13 protein-coding genes are annotated in these 16,685 nt (G+C 50.1%); 11 read left to right on the top strand and 2 right to left on the bottom strand.

The window, feature by feature from the left end; translation table 11 throughout:
* The first annotated feature begins 75 nt into the window (after window positions 1-75).
* The 3 genes from EXW96_RS15505 to EXW96_RS15495 all read left to right on the top strand — a co-directional run bounded on the left by EXW96_RS15505 (window position 76) and on the right by EXW96_RS15495 (window position 3,523).
* Window positions 76-1,656 carry an IS5 family transposase gene (locus EXW96_RS15505; RefSeq protein ID WP_375256423.1) on the top strand — a complete coding sequence of 527 codons (1,581 nt, stop codon included), beginning with the start codon at window positions 76-78 and terminating at the stop codon, window positions 1,654-1,656.
* Window positions 1,647-2,258: a response regulator transcription factor gene (locus tag EXW96_RS15500; RefSeq protein ID WP_302621124.1), complete on the top strand. Its 612-nt coding sequence runs from the start codon at window positions 1,647-1,649 to the stop codon at window positions 2,256-2,258. The genes EXW96_RS15505 and EXW96_RS15500 overlap by 10 nt, the downstream gene beginning before the upstream one ends.
* Before the next feature lie 182 nt (window positions 2,259-2,440).
* Window positions 2,441-3,523 carry a Gfo/Idh/MocA family protein gene (locus EXW96_RS15495; RefSeq protein WP_062406983.1) on the top strand — a complete coding sequence of 361 codons (1,083 nt, stop codon included), beginning with the start codon at window positions 2,441-2,443 and terminating at the stop codon, window positions 3,521-3,523.
* Between the two features lie 174 nt (window positions 3,524-3,697).
* On the opposite strand, the gene EXW96_RS15490 is transcribed toward EXW96_RS15495, so the two are convergent.
* Window positions 3,698-5,542, bottom strand: a complete 1,845-nt coding sequence (locus EXW96_RS15490; protein WP_174350923.1) for a methyl-accepting chemotaxis protein — start codon at window positions 5,540-5,542, stop codon at window positions 3,698-3,700.
* A 253-nt stretch (window positions 5,543-5,795) separates the two neighbouring features.
* Between EXW96_RS15490 and EXW96_RS15485 the strand changes: the two genes are divergently transcribed.
* The 6 genes from EXW96_RS15485 to EXW96_RS15460 all read left to right on the top strand — a co-directional run bounded on the left by EXW96_RS15485 (window position 5,796) and on the right by EXW96_RS15460 (window position 12,146).
* On the top strand, window positions 5,796-6,791 hold the full coding sequence (locus tag EXW96_RS15485) for a PstS family phosphate ABC transporter substrate-binding protein (RefSeq protein WP_074727230.1): 996 nt from the start codon (window positions 5,796-5,798) through the stop codon (window positions 6,789-6,791).
* Window positions 6,792-6,898: 107 nt separating this feature from the next.
* On the top strand, window positions 6,899-7,816 hold the full coding sequence (pstC, locus tag EXW96_RS15480; protein WP_062406988.1) for a phosphate ABC transporter permease subunit PstC: 918 nt from the start codon (window positions 6,899-6,901) through the stop codon (window positions 7,814-7,816).
* Window positions 7,816-8,685, top strand: a complete 870-nt coding sequence (gene pstA, locus EXW96_RS15475; protein WP_062406990.1) for a phosphate ABC transporter permease PstA — start codon at window positions 7,816-7,818, stop codon at window positions 8,683-8,685. The genes pstC and pstA overlap by 1 nt, the downstream gene beginning before the upstream one ends.
* A 29-nt stretch (window positions 8,686-8,714) precedes the next feature.
* Window positions 8,715-9,467, top strand: a complete 753-nt coding sequence (pstB, locus tag EXW96_RS15470) for a phosphate ABC transporter ATP-binding protein PstB (protein WP_054819150.1) — start codon at window positions 8,715-8,717, stop codon at window positions 9,465-9,467.
* Between the two features lie 28 nt (window positions 9,468-9,495).
* The gene (gene phoU / locus EXW96_RS15465; protein WP_174350922.1) at window positions 9,496-10,155 is read left to right on the top strand and encodes a phosphate signaling complex protein PhoU; all 660 of its coding nucleotides are present in this window, start codon (window positions 9,496-9,498) and stop codon (window positions 10,153-10,155) included.
* A gap of 167 nt (window positions 10,156-10,322) precedes the next feature.
* On the top strand, window positions 10,323-12,146 hold the full coding sequence (locus tag EXW96_RS15460; protein ID WP_174350921.1) for a GGDEF domain-containing protein: 1,824 nt from the start codon (window positions 10,323-10,325) through the stop codon (window positions 12,144-12,146).
* On the opposite strand, the gene EXW96_RS15455 is transcribed toward EXW96_RS15460, so the two are convergent.
* Window positions 12,122-12,886 (bottom strand): HAD family hydrolase, encoded by a 765-nt coding sequence (locus EXW96_RS15455; protein ID WP_074727228.1) that lies wholly within the window; start codon window positions 12,884-12,886, stop codon window positions 12,122-12,124. The two genes, EXW96_RS15460 and EXW96_RS15455, sit on opposite strands and share 25 nt — an antisense overlap.
* A gap of 198 nt (window positions 12,887-13,084) precedes the next feature.
* Here EXW96_RS15455 and polA point away from each other — a divergent pair, with 198 nt between their 5' ends.
* Window positions 13,085-15,784: a DNA polymerase I gene (gene polA / locus EXW96_RS15450; protein WP_062406996.1), complete on the top strand. Its 2,700-nt coding sequence runs from the start codon at window positions 13,085-13,087 to the stop codon at window positions 15,782-15,784.
* A 21-nt stretch (window positions 15,785-15,805) separates the two neighbouring features.
* Window positions 15,806-16,666, top strand: a complete 861-nt coding sequence (mutM, locus tag EXW96_RS15445) for a DNA-formamidopyrimidine glycosylase (RefSeq protein ID WP_174350920.1) — start codon at window positions 15,806-15,808, stop codon at window positions 16,664-16,666.
* Window positions 16,667-16,685: the final 19 nt, after the last annotated feature.

The following is a 16,685-nucleotide window of genomic DNA, read 5'->3' as shown; positions in this document are numbered from 1 at the left end:
GGCACTTTTGTCGAATTCATCTGCAAAGAAAACACGGAAAATCGGTAAAAAACCTTGCAGATGGAGTGAGCGAAAGTGTTCGTGCTGAATCGAGATATGGCAGACTTGTTGGAAAACTTCTATTTGCCCTTTGGCGGAAAATTAAATCCAACCAATCGGTGGGTGCAGCTTGCGGCGATCATCCCTTGGGACAAAGTAGAAGAGAAATATGTGAGCTCGTTCAAGTCCCCAGCCATCGGCCAAAAGGCGTACTCGGCACGTATCGCCCTCGGCTCGCTCATCATCAAGGAGCGCCTTGGTTTAAGTGACCGCGAGACCACCTTACAAATCCAGGAAAATCCATATTTGCAGTTCTTCTTGGGCTACACTGCGTATGTCGATGAAGTGCCGTTTCATCACTCCCTGCTCACGCATTTTCGGGAACGGCTCGGCTTGGAAATCCTAGCTGAAGTCAACGACTGGATCGCCCAAGCCGCGCTGCAAGCAGAGCGAGAGGTCGAGGCGAAACCGAAATCGTCCAAGCGAGATCGCGATGACGACGACAACGACGCGGGCGGCTCGCAGCTCACCATGGAGGTAGGGGACGCTTTCTCTATTCCCGAGGAGCCCCCTGTTGTGGCGAAGAAACCCCGCAACATGGCGAAAAAGCTACACGTCCTGCCATCTACAGCCGCACCGACAGCGGAAGTCATGAACAAGGGCACCCTCATGCTGGATGCGACATGCGCGCCTGCGGACATCAAGTATCCGACTGACTTGGGGCTGCTGAATCACGCCCGTGAAATCCTGGAAGACATCATCGACGTACTGCACCGTCCCCATGTCGGAGCGATGGAGAAGCCGCGCACGTACCGCGAGAAAGCCAGAAAATCGTACCTGAGTGTTTCCAAGCAACGCAAGGCATCGGGCAAGGTGATCCGCAAAGCGATCAAAAAGCAACTTGGCTACGTGGGACGGAATCTGCGGATTATTGAAGCCCTCGTGAAGTATACGCCTCTCACGGAACTGAGCAAAAGACACTATCGCCAGCTTCTGATCATCTCGGAGCTCTACCGTCAGCAGCGCGAAATGATGGAGAAGAAGACACATATCGTCGCCGATCGCATCGTGAGTATCGAACAGCCGCATGTACGTCCGATGGTTCGAGGCAAAGCTGGAGCGAACGTGGAGTTCGGCGCCAAAATCGCCGCCAGTCTGGTGGACGGTTACGCTTGGATCGAAACGGCACAATGGGACAGCTTCAACGAGGCAACCACGCTGCAAGCATCGGTGGAAGCGTACAAACAGCGATTCGGGTATTATCCCGCCGTCATTCTAGCCGATAAAATCTACCGCAATCGAGACAACCTGAACTATTGCAAAACGCTAGGGATTCGCCTTAGTGGCCCGAAGCTCGGCAGACCCTCGAAAGAGCAAAGTGAAGTCGCCGATCGTCGGCAAGAGCGCCAGGACGCTGTACAGCGTAATGCGATCGAAGGAAAATTTGGAGAAGGCAAGCGCAAATTGGGCCTAGGTCGCATTCGGGCGCGTGGCGCCGAAACCAGTTTGACCGTCATCGCCCTTCAGTTTCTGGTCATGAATCTGGAGCGGCGACTGCGTGTTCTCTTTTTGCATTTTTTCAGACTGCTTGGGTTTAGAGACTTACGTTGGGTGTAAATGGAACGAATCTTGTTCAGCAAGCCCTAATTATTCTGGACATCATGCTTCCGGGAATGAACGGCTTTGAAATTTTGTCGAGATTGCGGCAAAAAGGAATTAAAACGCCCGTTATCATTCTGACTGCACGCAACGCCGAAGAGGAGATTGTACAAGGGCTTAAATACGGCGCTGACGATTATATTACAAAGCCTTTCGGAGTAGCGGAGCTTCTTGCTCGCGTATCGGCGGTACTTCGCCGCACCTTGTCGGACGATGCGTTTGCGGACAAGTCCGGAAATGATGATAAAGTCATTACTGTAGGGGAGCTGAAGATTTATCCGGAGAAATACGAAGTGATCCTCCATGGCGAATCCATTCCGCTTAGACCCAAGGAATTTGAGGTGCTGCTTCATCTTGTGCAGCGTCCCGGTGTTGTAGTTACACGGGATGACCTGATGAATATTGTATGGGGCTTTGATTATATCGGAGGACAGCGGACTGTAGATGTACATGTCAGTTCGCTGAGGAAAAAATTGGAAATGAACCAGCAATCCGTCCAAATCGAATCGATTCGCGGTGTAGGTTACAAGCTTGTTCATGCGGCAGCTAAAAAAGGATAAAACCTGGAATAAAAGAGACTGGCATCGGGCCGGTCTTCTTTTTTTGCCTAAAATGGAAAAGACAAAATCGTATAAAAGTAGCGCCAGATATGAAATATCTTTTTGAGATCAATTTGTCTATACTATACTTCAGAGTTAATCAGAAGAACATTACGATTTGTGGAATCAGGGAGGTTGTTACAATGTCTAAAGTCTATAGAATCGGAATTATCGGTTGTGGCGGGATTGCAACCGGCAAGCATATGCCCGCTTTGAAAAATCAGCCCAATGCGGAAATGGTGGCCTTCTGCGATATTGTGGAAGAAAGAGCGCAAGACGCGGCTAAAAAGTTTGGGACGGAAGACGCCAAAGTATATACGGACTATCGTGAGCTGCTTGCGGATCGTTCCATTGATATCGTACATGTGTGTACGCCTAATGATTCTCATGCGGATATTTCCATCGCGTCCCTGGAGGCCGGCAAGCATGTCATGTGCGAGAAGCCGATGGCCAAAACCGCTGCCGACGCCAGACGCATGGTTGAAGCTGCAAAGCGCACGGGCAAAAAACTGACGATCGGTTATCAGAACCGCTTCCGTCCGGACAGCCAATATCTAAAACGCGTTTGCTCCGACGGTGAACTCGGGGACATTTATTTCGCGAAGGCGCATGCGATCCGCCGCCGCGCCGTTCCGACCTGGGGCGTGTTCTTGGATGAAGAAAAGCAAGGCGGGGGGCCGCTTATCGATATTGGTACTCACGCGCTGGATTTGACGCTGTGGATGATGGACAATTACAAGCCGAAGGTTGTGCTTGGAACGGCATTCCACAAGCTCTCCAAAAAAGAAAACGCAGCGAATGCATGGGGACCGTGGGATCCGAAAAAATTTACGGTAGAGGATTCGGCCTTCGGTATGATTATAATGGAAAATGGAGCAACGATCATGCTGGAATCCAGCTGGGCGATCAATATGCTGCAGACCGGAGAGGCCAAAACGACGCTGTGCGGCACGGAAGGCGGGGCCGATATGCTCGACGGGCTTCGGATTAACGGCGAGAAGCACAGCCGGCTCTACATGAATGAGATCCAATTGGATGCCAAAGGCGTAGATTTCTATGACGGCCAGACGGAAAGCCCGGCCGATTTGGAAGCGCGTTTGTGGCTGGAGGCCATTGAGAAAGATATCGATCCTGTCGTAACGCCAGAGCAGGCGTGCGTCGTATCCGAAATTCTCGAGGCCATTTACGAGTCCTCCAAGACCGGTAAAGCCGTATATTTCAACTAATGTCCAAAAACACCCTGTTCGATTTTTGTATCGAGCAGGGTGTTTTGCGTTGCAACCACGACCATACCATTGAAGAAACGCCGGGAATGGGATGTCCGTTAAGCCAAAATCACCCCAAGGGTGGTCGCGTCTCTCCACAGGCAGCGACAGATGGATTTTCAGCCCAACAGACCGTTAGACCGACACTCTGTTTTCTCGTATGCTGTGTTCCTCGGACGCTTCTGGTGCAATGATCATCTCTTCGGGGTTCGGTTTCTCGATTACGCTTTGATCGAGTATTTCCGTCCCGTCGGAAATTTTGAATCGGTTGATTTCATCGAATAACTGCTGAGCGAGTGATAATATATCGTCGGATTGTGAAGCGATCCGGTGAATGGCCGAATCCTGATGCTGCGATGCCGAATTCACTTCCTCGACGCCGGCGGCCGTTTCCTGAGCGATGGCGGCAATGTGCTGCACGGAAGAGGCAAGCTTGCTGTTTTTGTCTTCTGCTGCGGAAACAAGGGTATGTATCTGTTCAATATGGTCTGAAAGCTCATCCATAGATAGTCGGATGTCCATAAACGCGTCCATGCTTTCGTTAATTTTGCCGGTCTGGTTCTCGAAAGAAAGCTTCATCTCGTTTAACGAAGCTTCCATCTCGCTTATTTGCGCCTGCAGCGTTTGCACGATCCGGGTGATTGTTTTGGAGGATTCGTTGGTTTGAGCCGAAAGCTGCCGCACTTCATCCGCGATCACGGAAAACCCTTTGCCGTGCACACCCGCTCTGGCCGCTTCAATGGCCGCATTCAGCGCCAGTACATTGGTTTGGGCGGATATTTCGGTAATGCTTCCGACGATTTTACCGATTCGGGCGGAGCTGCGGGATAAGGTTTCCATCGTCAGATAAACCTGATGCAGTACTTTTTCGGATTGCTCTGCGGCTGATTTCAACCCTTCCATCACTTGGGATCCCGTATGGGTATTGGATGAGGCTTCTTTACTCTTGCGCTGCATCATCACGGTATATTCGGTTATTTGACGTATTTCCCTGGTGGTTTCGGTAATAATATAGGCACTGTTTTCCGAGAAACGGGCTTGTTCCTCGCTTCCTGACGATATTTCCTGAATAGCCCGGACGATGTCCTTGTTAGCGGCCGCGGTTTCTCTGGAGAACTCGTGAAAGGAACGCGAATGTCTGGATAGGGATGAAGCAACGGTTTGAGTATTCGACAGCATTTCTTTGATTCGGTCAATCATCTCATCGAAGCTTTGACTGAGCCTGCCAAGCTCGTCGGAGGAGGAGTTGTTAATTTTATGGCGGAGATCCCCTTCGGCAACCTGCATTACAGCATGCTGCAAACGCTGAATCGGCTTCATAAATGATCGGATGAGCAAAAATGCGGTTATGCTGCTGATGATCGTAACGAGCAAGGTTGTGATAACGGCAAACCGGGCAGAATCATTCAATTGACGATGGGTACTGCTCACAGCCGTCAAGGCGTATTGATTGTAAGCTTCATTGAAGAGATCAACATGTTCAAATATGTAATCTTTAAACAGCTCTGATTCATTATGCGCGGATTTCAACTGTTGGTCCTTCTCTTGAGACTGGAGCGATGAGTTCATCACAATCTGCTGCGCCTTATCGAAAGTGCCTGCAAATTCTTTGGAGGTGTTCGTCAGCTTGGCACTCCAATTGCGTTCATCCGCGTTGGATGCGGTAAGAGCCATCCTTTCCACCGACCGCAAAAATTCCTCTTTTTCCTTATTGTATGTATCAATCAGCTCGGTTTTTTTGGTCAACACATAAGCCGCATAGATGGAAGCCAGCGAATTAGCCTGCTGCTTTAACTGCAGAGCCAACTTTTGTTTATCCGTCTGCTCGTTCTGATATTGGAGATGCTGCTTGATGCTGTCTACTTGCCATAGATTAAAGACCGAAACTCCGGCAAAGAGAAGTGTAATAAAAGAAAATGTCATAATCAGCTTTGTTTTCATAGATAACCGCACATCTCTGATGCTTTTTAGTCTCTTCATAGTACCCTCCATATATCGGTTGTCTTGTGTATATACTACGAATGTACTATGGAATAATTAAATCCAGGTTCGTACAATGTAAATCTTTTGTAAAACCTGGCGAAAAAACGCTGATTTCAAAGGATGGTATCACCGTCCATTTCATAGATTTCGATATTTTTTACATTCCGTTAACAAATCTTTGAACTGACGAAAACAAAAGGGGCGTAACATGGTCATTGTGAACGACAAACAAAAATTATGAGGAGTGGTCATGTTGTTTAAAGGTTTTGCACGTAAAGGTACACTCGCATTATCTTCTATCGTTTTGGCATTATCTCTGGCCGCATGCGGAACACAAACGGAAAGCCAGCCGAACCAAGGCGCGGCGCCATCTGACGGTAAAACAGCTCCTGCTCCGGAAGGCCTGAAAGGCGAAATCAAAATCGACGGCTCTTCCACAGTGTTCCCTATCTCTCAAGCCGTAGCTGAAGAATTTATGAAAAAGCATAAAGACGTAAAAATTACGGTAGGTGAATCCGGATCCAGCAACGGAGTCAAGAAGCTGCTTGCCGGGGAAATTCATATCGCGGACATGTCCAAAAAATTCAAGCCTGAAGAATTGGAAGAATTGAAGGCAAAACAAAACACGGAAGCTGTTGAAATGCCGATTGCTCTTGACGGTGTCACGGTTGTGGTTAATAAGAAAAATACCTTTGCCAAAGAAATGACAGTGGAAGAATTGAAGAAAATCTGGTCCAAAGACAGCCAGGTAAAAAAATGGAGCGATGTTCGTCCTGAGTGGCCGGATAAAGAAATCAAGCTGTATGGTCCCGGTACGGCATCCGGTACGTTTGAGTTCTTCACGGAAGCGATCAATGGTAAAGCGAAAGAGTCCCGTTCGGATTATACGCCTTCCGAAGACGACAATGTATTGGTTAAAGGCGTACAAGGCGACGAATTTGCAATGGGTTATTTCGGTTTCTCTTACTACAAAGCGAATGAAGCTACTTTGAATGCTGTAGCTATTAAGAAAGACGCTAACTCTCCTGCGGTAGCACCTACCAAGGAGACCATCGAAAAAATGACTTATGCTCCATTGTCCCGTTATCTTTATGTGTACCCGACGAAGAAAGCCATCGCCGAGCCTCACATTAAAGAATTCCTGAAATACTATAACAGCGAAGAAGGCGCTAAAATGGTTGAAGCAGTTGATTACATCAGGCTTCCTCAAGATGTTATCAATAAAAACCTGGAAGCACTGAAGTAAACCATCAAGCAGAATGATTTTGGTTTAAAAACCGCGGCACCTAAGCGATCATATGCGCAGGAAGCCGCGGGTTTGCCAAAATCATTGCTTTACACGGGGGTTAAGCTATGGAAATGAAAACACCGAGAGTGAATTACAAAAAGAAAAAAAGTATGATTTCGTCGGACGTGCTAATACCCAAAATATTAGCTTTTTTTGCTGTTATCTCCATTCTTACAACAGTAGGTATCGTCTTGATTCTCGTATTCGAGTCGCTCGGTTTCTTCAGAGAAGTCCCATTTTGGCAGTTTATTACCGGGACGGAATGGACGCCCCTTTTCTCCGATCCGAAATTTGGAGTACTGCCGCTTGTGACAGGAACCCTGCTTGTCACCTTGATTGCAAGCATCGTGGCGATTCCGATCGGACTGGGGAGCGCGATTTATTTAAGCGAGTATGCGCCGTCGAAAGTACGGAATATCGTAAAGCCGATTCTGGAAATATTGGCCGGTATTCCTACGATCGTTTACGGTTTTTTCGCATTAAATTTTGTAACTCCGGTATTACAATTCATTATCCCGCAAACGGAAATCTTTAATGCGCTCAGCGCGGGCATTGTCGTGGGGATCATGATCATTCCCATCATTTGCTCCCTCAGTGAGGATGCTATGATGGCCGTTCCCAATTCGCTCCGCAACGGCGCTTACGCGCTGGGGTCTACAAAGTTGGAGGTTGCCCTTAAAATCGTAGTGCCTGCTGCCTTGTCGGGGATTATCGCTTCCTTCGTGCTCGGCCTGTCCCGTGCCGTAGGGGAAACGATGATTGTCACCCTGGCCGCGGGAAATTTGGCCCAAATGGCTTATAATCCTTTGCAAAGCATTCAAACCCTTACTGCTTATATCGTTTCTGTCAGCTCGGGAGATACAAGTTACGGTTCTGTAGAATACATGACCATTTATGCCGTAGGGATTACCTTATTTGTTATGACACTAGCGATGAATATTCTGGCGAGAACGATTTCCAAAAGGTTCAGGGAGGAATACTGATGGCAACGAAAGAAAGCATGCAGCATGTCGCTCAAAGGAACAGAAAAAACAAGTTCTTTCATCAGTTGTTTTTTGTCTCCACCTGCTTTGGGATTTTAGCGCTCGCTTTATTGTTAATACAAGTGATTGTTCAAGGGGCGGGGTGGCTGGATTGGCAGTTTTTGACGAGTTATGCATCCCGAATCCCGGAAAATGCCGGGATCAAGGCCGCCTTGGTCGGCACATTCTGGTTGATGATGATCACCGCGCCGTTGACATTCATTATCGGTGTCGCGACCGCAATTTATTTGGAGGAGTACGCCAAGGATACGCGCTTCAGCCGTCTGGTTCAAACAAATATCGCTAACCTGGCGGGCGTCCCTTCGATCGTTTACGGATTGCTTGGATTAACCGTGTTCGTTCGGATGCTTCAGCTGGAGCGCAGCTTATTGTCCGGGGCGCTGACGATGACGCTGCTGGTGCTGCCCATTATCATCGTCGCATCCCAGGAAGCGATCAGAACGGTACCTCAATCGCTTCGCAATGCCTCGTTCGCTATGGGGGCCAACCGTTGGCAGACGATTGTACGGGTTGTATTGCCCTCCGCACTTCCGGGGATATTGACCGGATCCATTCTTTCGATGTCCAGGGCGATTGGAGAAACGGCGCCCCTCATCGTCGTCGGAGCCGTTGCTTACATCGCTTTTTTGCCTAAATCGCCTTTTGACAGCTTTACGGTAATGCCGATTCAAATTTACAACTGGGCAAGCCAACCGCAAGCGGAGTTTCAAAATGTGGCTGCGGCCGGCATTATTGTCCTGCTGATCATGCTGCTTAGCATGAATGCATTCGCCATTTATTTACGCAATAAATATCAGAAGAAGTTGTAAACCAACGGGCCACAGGAGGAAAGCATGATATGTCCATTGTAAGCATCAATAAATTGAATCTGTATTACTCCGAGTTCCATGCTCTGAAGAATGTCGATATGGAAATACAAGAAAATTCCATCACCGCCTTTATCGGCCCGTCCGGCTGCGGGAAATCCACGCTTCTCCGTACATTAAATCGCATGAATGATATGATCAAAGGCATACGTATAGAAGGAAACGTAATTATCGACGGCCAGAACATCTATGATCCGGACGTCAACGTAGAGCTGCTGCGCAAAAATATAGGCATGGTGTTTCAGCAGCCTAATCCTTTTCCCAAATCGATCTACGAAAATATTGCTTACGGTCCTCGCATTCACGGCATCAAGGACAAGGAGCAGCTCGACCACATCGTCGAAAGCAGCTTGAAGGCGGCCGCGTTATGGACCGAAGTCAACGGTAATCTGAAAAAGTCCGCCTACGGCTTGTCGGGGGGACAGCAGCAGCGTCTATGCATCGCCCGGGCGCTGGCGGTAAATCCCAGGATTCTGCTCATGGACGAACCGACGTCCGCGCTGGATCCGATCTCTACTTTGAAAATTGAGGAGCTGATCCGCGAGCTGCGCGATAAATATACGATTGTTATCGTGACTCATAACATGCAGCAAGCGGCGAGAATCTCGGATTATACGTCCTTTTTCCTGAATGGTGAAGTCATCGAATCCGACCAGACGGAAAAAATCTTCACGACGCCGACGGACCAAAGAACAGAAGATTATATTACCGGCCGTTTCGGTTAATCGATCATTCTATAAAGGAGCTGCTTTTATGGATACAAGATCCAATTTTCACCAGGCAGTAGAAGAATTGCAAGAGGATTTGCTCAAAATGGGCGGGCTGGTTGAAAACCACATCTCCCTGGCGGTAGAGGCTCTGGGAACAAGGGATGAACAGCTGGGAAGAAGAATCATCGAGCAGGACGACCGGATCGACGAACTGATGCTTCGGATCGAGGAAAATTGCCTGCGTCTGATTGCGCTGCAGCAGCCGATGGCGAGCGACCTGCGGATTATCGGTATGGCGCTCAAAATTTCGACGGACCTTGAACGAATTGGAGATCATGCGGTAGATATCGCGAAAATTGCGATCCGCATGTCGGGAGATGCGCTTGTGAAGCCGCTTGAAATCATCCCCAATATGGCACTGCTGGCGAAGGATATGCTTCATGAAAGCCTGCTGGCTTACACTGAGCGGGACATTCACCGTGCCGCCGCACTAGCGGAAAAGGATGATCAGGTCGATAAGCTCTACAGCTCCGTAGTTGATGAAATCATAGGGATGATGAATAACGATCCCGGCCGTAACCGCCAGCTGTCTCAGTTGATGATGGCTGCTCTCTACCTGGAGCGTGTAGCGGATCATACGACGAACATCGGAGAAGGCGTTATCTATATGGTGACGGGGAAACGTAAAGACTTGAATATTTAGCGAAATACAGCCGGATTTCCGCGGATGCGGAATCCGGTTATTTTTGTTCAATGGCGTCGTGGCCGCGCATCCATCTGTACTAAATTTTAACATTCCGATAGCCCGAATTTAACATGGGGTTGAAATTCCTATGCTATCTTAGGAATAAAGAAACCGGATAAGTAGGGATGCCCATGCCAATCGACGCCATGCCCGGATTTGATAATGAAAATCGGGAAAACCTGCGTACAGAGCTGCTGCATATTATACGGAACCAAACCATCAAGTCCGTTTATCAGCCTATCGTTTCGTTAAGCGAGGGAATCGTCATGGGATATGAGGCGCTGACCCGGGGACCGGAGCACTCTTCGATCCATTCGCCGATTTCATTATTTGCTGCAGCCAAAGCGGAGGGCTTGTTATATCCTTTGGATAGGCTGGCGAGATCCAGGGCGATTGAGGGAGCTTTCACAAAGACGAAAGAGCAGCTCCTGTTTCTCAATGTATCGGCAGAAATTTTGAATGATCCGGATTTTGTGCCCGGAAGAACACTGGAGCTTTTGGAAAAGCGGGGGCTATCTCCCGGCCAAGTGGTTTTTGAGATTACAGAACGGAGCTCCATTGAAGATTTTGAATCGGCCAAACAAATTCTCGGCCACTACCGGCAGCAGGGCTACCGTATTGCGATCGACGATGCCGGAGCAGGCTATTCTTCGCTTCAAGCGATCGCAGAGCTGCAGCCTGATTTTATTAAAATGGATCGATCTCTCGTACATAACCTTCACTTTAATAAAACGAAAGAGTACATTCTTGAGACGATGCTCACTTTTGCGCAGAAGCTGGGCATTTACTTGATTGCTGAAGGAATAGAAACGCGCGAGGAACTGATGAAGCTTACCCGCATGGGGGTACATTACGGGCAGGGATACCTGCTGGGGCATCCCGGGCCGGAGGAGGCTGTTTTGCCCCCGGAGCTGACTGATCATATTATGATGCATCGTAAAATTGTCGAGGCAAGCAGTGTCTGGACCATCGGAGACATTTGTGTGCCGTGTCAAACTTTTGATTACAGGGATCCCATTTCGATCGTTGCGAATTATTTTAAGAACCATACGGATGCGGCGGGTGCCGTGATCGTTAACGGGCAAACGCCGGTCGGCTTGATCATGCGCGACAGGCTGTTTCAACAGTTGGCGGGTCAATACGGCTATTCTTTGTTTTGGAACCGGCCGATCGATCAGCTGATGGACGCTCAACCGCTCATCGTAGATGAGCAAGCCCCGGTAGAACAAGTATCCCAATATACGACCTCTCGCGATCTCCAGACTTTTTATGATTTGGTCATCATTACATCCGGGGGCCGGGTAAAGGGGACGGCCTCCATACGTTCCATTCTGGAATGCATCACTACCGCAAAGATGGAAAGGGCGAAAGTGGCTAACCCGCTCACCGGTCTGCCCGGGAATATGCAAATTCACCGGGAGATCAACAAGCGGCTTCTCGACCACAAGAAGTTCTCCGTCATTTACGGGGATATTGATTATTTTAAATGGTTTAACGACCGGTACGGATTTCACCGAGGGGACCAGCTTATCCAGTTTACTGCCGATTGCATTCAACAGGTGATTGGCCTGCTCGGCCATCCTTATGATTTTGTAGGTCATATCGGGGGCGATGATTTTATCGCCATCACCGGGAGCGAGGACCCTGAAAAGCTTTGCGAAGAGATGCTTCGGCGTTTTGATCTGGGGGTCAAAGCATTCTATGACTATGATGACTGGACTTATGTCGAGGACCGGCATGGCAGACGCCTGGAGAGCGAAGGGGTTACTCTGTCGCTATCTCTTGTGATCTGCCATACGGGTGCGGGTGTAAGCCTGGAGCAAATTTCCCGTACGGCAGCCATGGTGAAGAAGCGTTCGAAGGCACACCGCGGCAGCGTTGTTGTTTGCGATTGCGTCGGTATGCCGTTCACAAAGAACCGTGCTCAGGAAAATAATTCGGACAATTGATCCAACCGCTTGATCAAATACACTTTACGCTTCCCCAGCCGCTGCTGGGTTATTTTTTTGGCATCGGGACCTGCTGCGGAGCCGGATGTGCTCAGCCATACGGCGTCCAGACCCGCTTTCACCGCGCCGCACACATCGTGTCTCCAGGAATTGCCTACCATCACGGCTTGTTTGGGGGAGAACTGCATCGTCTTTAGAGCTTTTTTGAATAGATAAGGAGCCGGTTTCTTGTCGGCCGGCTTTAGCGCAGTAAACACATGCTCGGGAGGAAAGAACGTACCGATATCGAACCGTTTCAGCATCAGCAGCACCTCGGAACGCGGGCTATTGCTGATAATGGCAAGCCGGTAGTTTCGAGACAGACGCTCGAGCACCTCCCGAGTATGCGGAGGCATGGTTTTGGCTTCAACCTGAAGCCGCCTGATTTCCTGAATGAACCCGCGCTTCATAGCACCGGATACTGGTATGTCCATCGCTTCCATGGCTTCTTGCAAGCACTGCTGCTGAAGCTCGTCAAGCTGCTGGAAGGTAATCCTGGACTTTTTTCGTTGCTGCCACCTGGTGATGTACTGGGTCCATACTTGCTCTGCACTTGGTTTTTCATCCCGGGACCATCTGCCGGTGAAATTTTCCCATACACGCCGAAACCCATCCTCGAAGCTTAAATTTTGCTGCACCAGCGTTTGGTTTACATCGAAAAAAATAACGCGTTTGCCAATAAGTCGTACCGTTTCGTTCATAGACGGTTCCTCCGATCTCCCTTTCACGCTTTGAACGTGCCATTCGTGCAGACGGGTAGGGATCAAAGTTAGTACATTTTATGCGGCAAGGAAGGAACACACACCCTTTTTTCGGGAAGGAAGGTAAGGTTTTTTTCTATGGCCGTCCTATGCTATCATGTAAGAAGCAGATAGTTTCACGAAAATGGGGTGTAGTCTTTGTCCAAATTGATTTTGATCGATGGCAACAGCATTGCGTATCGCGCATTTTTTGCGCTGCCGCTGCTCAGCAATTCCAAGGGATTGCATACGAATGCGGTCTACGGCTTTACGACGATGCTGTTGAAGCTGATAGAAGAACAAAAACCGACGCATTTTCTCGTGGCATTCGATGCCGGGAAAACGACGTTTCGACATAAAGACTACGCAGAATACAAAGGAGGAAGGGAAAAGACGCCTCCTGAGCTTTCCGAACAGTTCCCTGTGCTGAAGGAACTGCTGGAATCGTTTGGCATTCGCCAATTTCAAATGGACGGCTATGAAGCCGACGATATCATCGGCACACTGACGCGTACCGCAGACGAGCAGGACGGTATGGAAGTCCTGGTAGTGACCGGGGACAAAGACATGCTGCAGCTTGCTTCCGACAAAGTGAAGATCGCGCTGACGCGCAAAGGGATCAGCGAGGTGGAGCTGTACGATCCTGCCCATATCGAAGAAAAATACGGGCTGAAGCCTGCTCAAATCATTGATCTTAAAGGTCTCATGGGCGATGCCAGCGATAATATTCCCGGCATTCCGGGTGTGGGCGAGAAGACGGCTCTGAAGCTGCTGCACGAATACGGCTCGGTCGAGAAGGTGCTTGAGAACGCGGCGGGCATCAAGGGGAAGCTGGGCGAGAAGGTCGCCGCTCACGCGGAGGATGCGCGGATGAGCAAGGAGCTGGCGACGATTTTCCGCGAGGTTCCGGTGGAGATTCCTTGGGACGATCTGGCATACGGCGGGTATGACGGACAAGTTTTGGGCGACATGTTCCGCAAGCTGGAATTTAAATCGCTGCTGGAGCGGTTGAATCTGCCCGGCGGAGGAAACCAAGCCGCTTCTGCGGACGCTGAAGCCGAGGCCAAGGCTGAGGCCAGGATTCAGTCGGTTCAGGTGACGCCGGACAGGCTGGGAGAGCTGGTCGAAGCGCTGCCCGGCGTTCGGGCGCTGCATGTCGAGGTCATAGGGGATAATCCGCATACGGGGGAAGTGCTCGGCTTGTCCTTTTATACCGAGTCGGACTCCGGGACGGATCCGATCGGCTATTATTTGCCGTTTGAGCTCCTTAAACAGGAGGCTGAAGAGGCTGAGCGCGTGCGCGCATGGCTGGCAGACGAGAAAAAGTCCGTCGCCGTCTACGATCTGCACCGCGCGCTGGTGGCTCTCTTTTGGCAGGGGCTGGAGCTGCGGGGGGTCAGCTTTGATGTGCTGCTTGCCGGTTATTTGCTCGATCCGACGGAATCTGCGCTGACTTTACACGGACTCACCGCCCGGTATGGCTTGACTGCCATCCCCGCCGATGAGGACGTTTTCGGCAAAGGCGCCAAATTCAAGCTTCCGGAGGCGGATGTTCTGTTAAGCTTGATGAGCCGTAAGGCATTGGCGGTAATGGAGCTGGCCAGGGCATTGCAAGCCGAGCTGGAGGCCAGCGGGATGAATGAGCTGTTTCACGAGCTGGAGCTTCCTTTGGCGCTGGTGCTTGCCTCGATGGAACGCAAAGGGATTAAAGTGGATGTGGAGGAGCTCCAAGCTTACGGTGCCGAGCTGGGCAAACAGCTTGAGAAGATCATGCAGTCCATTTATGACGAGGCGGGGATGGAGTTTAACATTAATTCTCCAAAACAGCTTGGAGAAATCTTATTTGAGAAGCTTCAGCTGCCGGTGATCAAGAAAACGAAAACGGGCTATTCCACCGACGCTGAAGTGCTCGAAAAGCTCGAGCCTTATCATCCGTTGGTCGGACATATACTCCATTACCGGACGCTGTCCAAGCTCCAGTCCACCTATGTGGAGGGCTTGCTGAAAGAGGTGCGTCCGGACACCGGGAAAGTGCACACTTATTATAAACAGACGATTGCGGCGACAGGCCGTCTAAGCAGTCAATATCCGAATCTGCAAAATATTCCGATCCGCCTGGAGGAAGGGCGTAAAATCCGCAAGGTGTTCAAGCCCTCGGAGCCCGGCTGGCGTATTCTGACCGCTGACTATTCGCAGATCGAGCTGCGTGTGCTCGCCCATATTTCCCAGGACGAGAAGCTGATCGAAGCGTTCCGGCAGAACATGGACATTCATACGAAAACAGCGATGGATGTATTCGGCGTACCGGAGGATAGTGTCGATTCGAACATGCGCCGTCAGGCGAAGGCCGTGAACTTCGGCATCGTTTACGGCATCAGCGATTATGGTTTGTCACAAAATTTGAATATCACCCGCAAGGATGCGGCGAAGTTTATCGAGCAATATTTTGCCGTCTTCCAGGGGGTTCGCCGATATATGGACGATATTGTCAAGAAAGCCCGCGAGGATGGTTTCGTTACGACCCTTCTTCACCGCCGCCGGTATTTGCCGGAAATCAAGGCCTCCAATTTCAATCTCCGTTCGTTTGCCGAGCGGACCGCGATGAATACGCCGATCCAGGGCACCGCGGCGGATATCATTAAGCTGGCTATGGTGCAGCTGGACAAGCGGATGAAAGAAGAGGGAGTACGGAGCAGACTGCTGCTTCAGGTGCATGACGAATTGGTGCTCGAGGTGCCTGAGGATGAGCTGGAGGTCATGAAAAAGACGGTTGCCGAGGTGATGGAAAACGCAATTGAGCTCGACGTGCCGCTGAAGGTGGATGTAGATGACGGGGCTAACTGGTACGAGGCGAAGTAATCTGCAAGGAGGGAAGACACCATGCCGGAGCTGCCAGAGGTAGAAACGGTCCGAAGGACGCTGAATCAACTGGTGATCGGCAAGACGGTGGAACGGGTTTCGGTTAAGCTGCCGCGAATCATTCAGTATCCGGAGGACATTGAGAGATTTCAACTGCTGCTCAGCGGGGAAACCATTCAGTCCGTCGAACGCAGAGGCAAGTTTTTGCGGTTTATGTTCGACCATTATACGCTGGTCTCGCATCTTCGCATGGAAGGCAGGTACGGTGTGTATCGCAGCGGGGAGCCAGAGGAACGGCATACCCATGTCGTGTTTTATTTTACAGACGGTACCGAGCTGAGATATAAGGATGTGCGCCAATTCGGGACAATGCATCTTTACCCGAAGGATCAGGATTTGCAGGAAGCCCCGCTGAAGAAGCTGGGGCTGGAGCCTTTGGACGAAGCATTTACATTCGAGGCTTTCCGGGACCGGATCGGGTCGCGTCCGACCAAAATCAAACCGCTGCTGTTGAATCAGGAATATATTGTAGGGATCGGGAATATCTATGTAGACGAATCGTTGTTTCTGGCCGGCATTCATCCCGAAAGGGAGGCCAGAAGCTTAAGCCGGCATGAGCTGGCCAAGCTGTATGAGGCGGTTGTGACGACCTTGAAGGAGGCAGTGGATGCAGGCGGCTCTACCATCAAGTCCTATGTGAACGGCCAGGGCGAAATCGGTATGTTTCAGCATCAGTTCAAAATGTACGGCCGAAAAGACGAACCTTGTTTCCATTGCGGGCATAAAATCGAAAAAATGGTTATAGGGGGACGAGGGACCCATTATTGCCCCAAGTGCCAGCCTCTAAAACGCAGGAGAAGCAAAGGGGCTTTAAAACGCTAAAGTACGCGGATCATGGGAA

This window comes from Paenibacillus sp. JMULE4, assembly GCF_013337105.1.
GTDB lineage: Bacteria > Bacillota > Bacilli > Paenibacillales > NBRC-103111 > Paenibacillus_G > Paenibacillus_G naphthalenovorans.
This window is presented reverse-complemented; position numbering and strand designations above follow the sequence as displayed.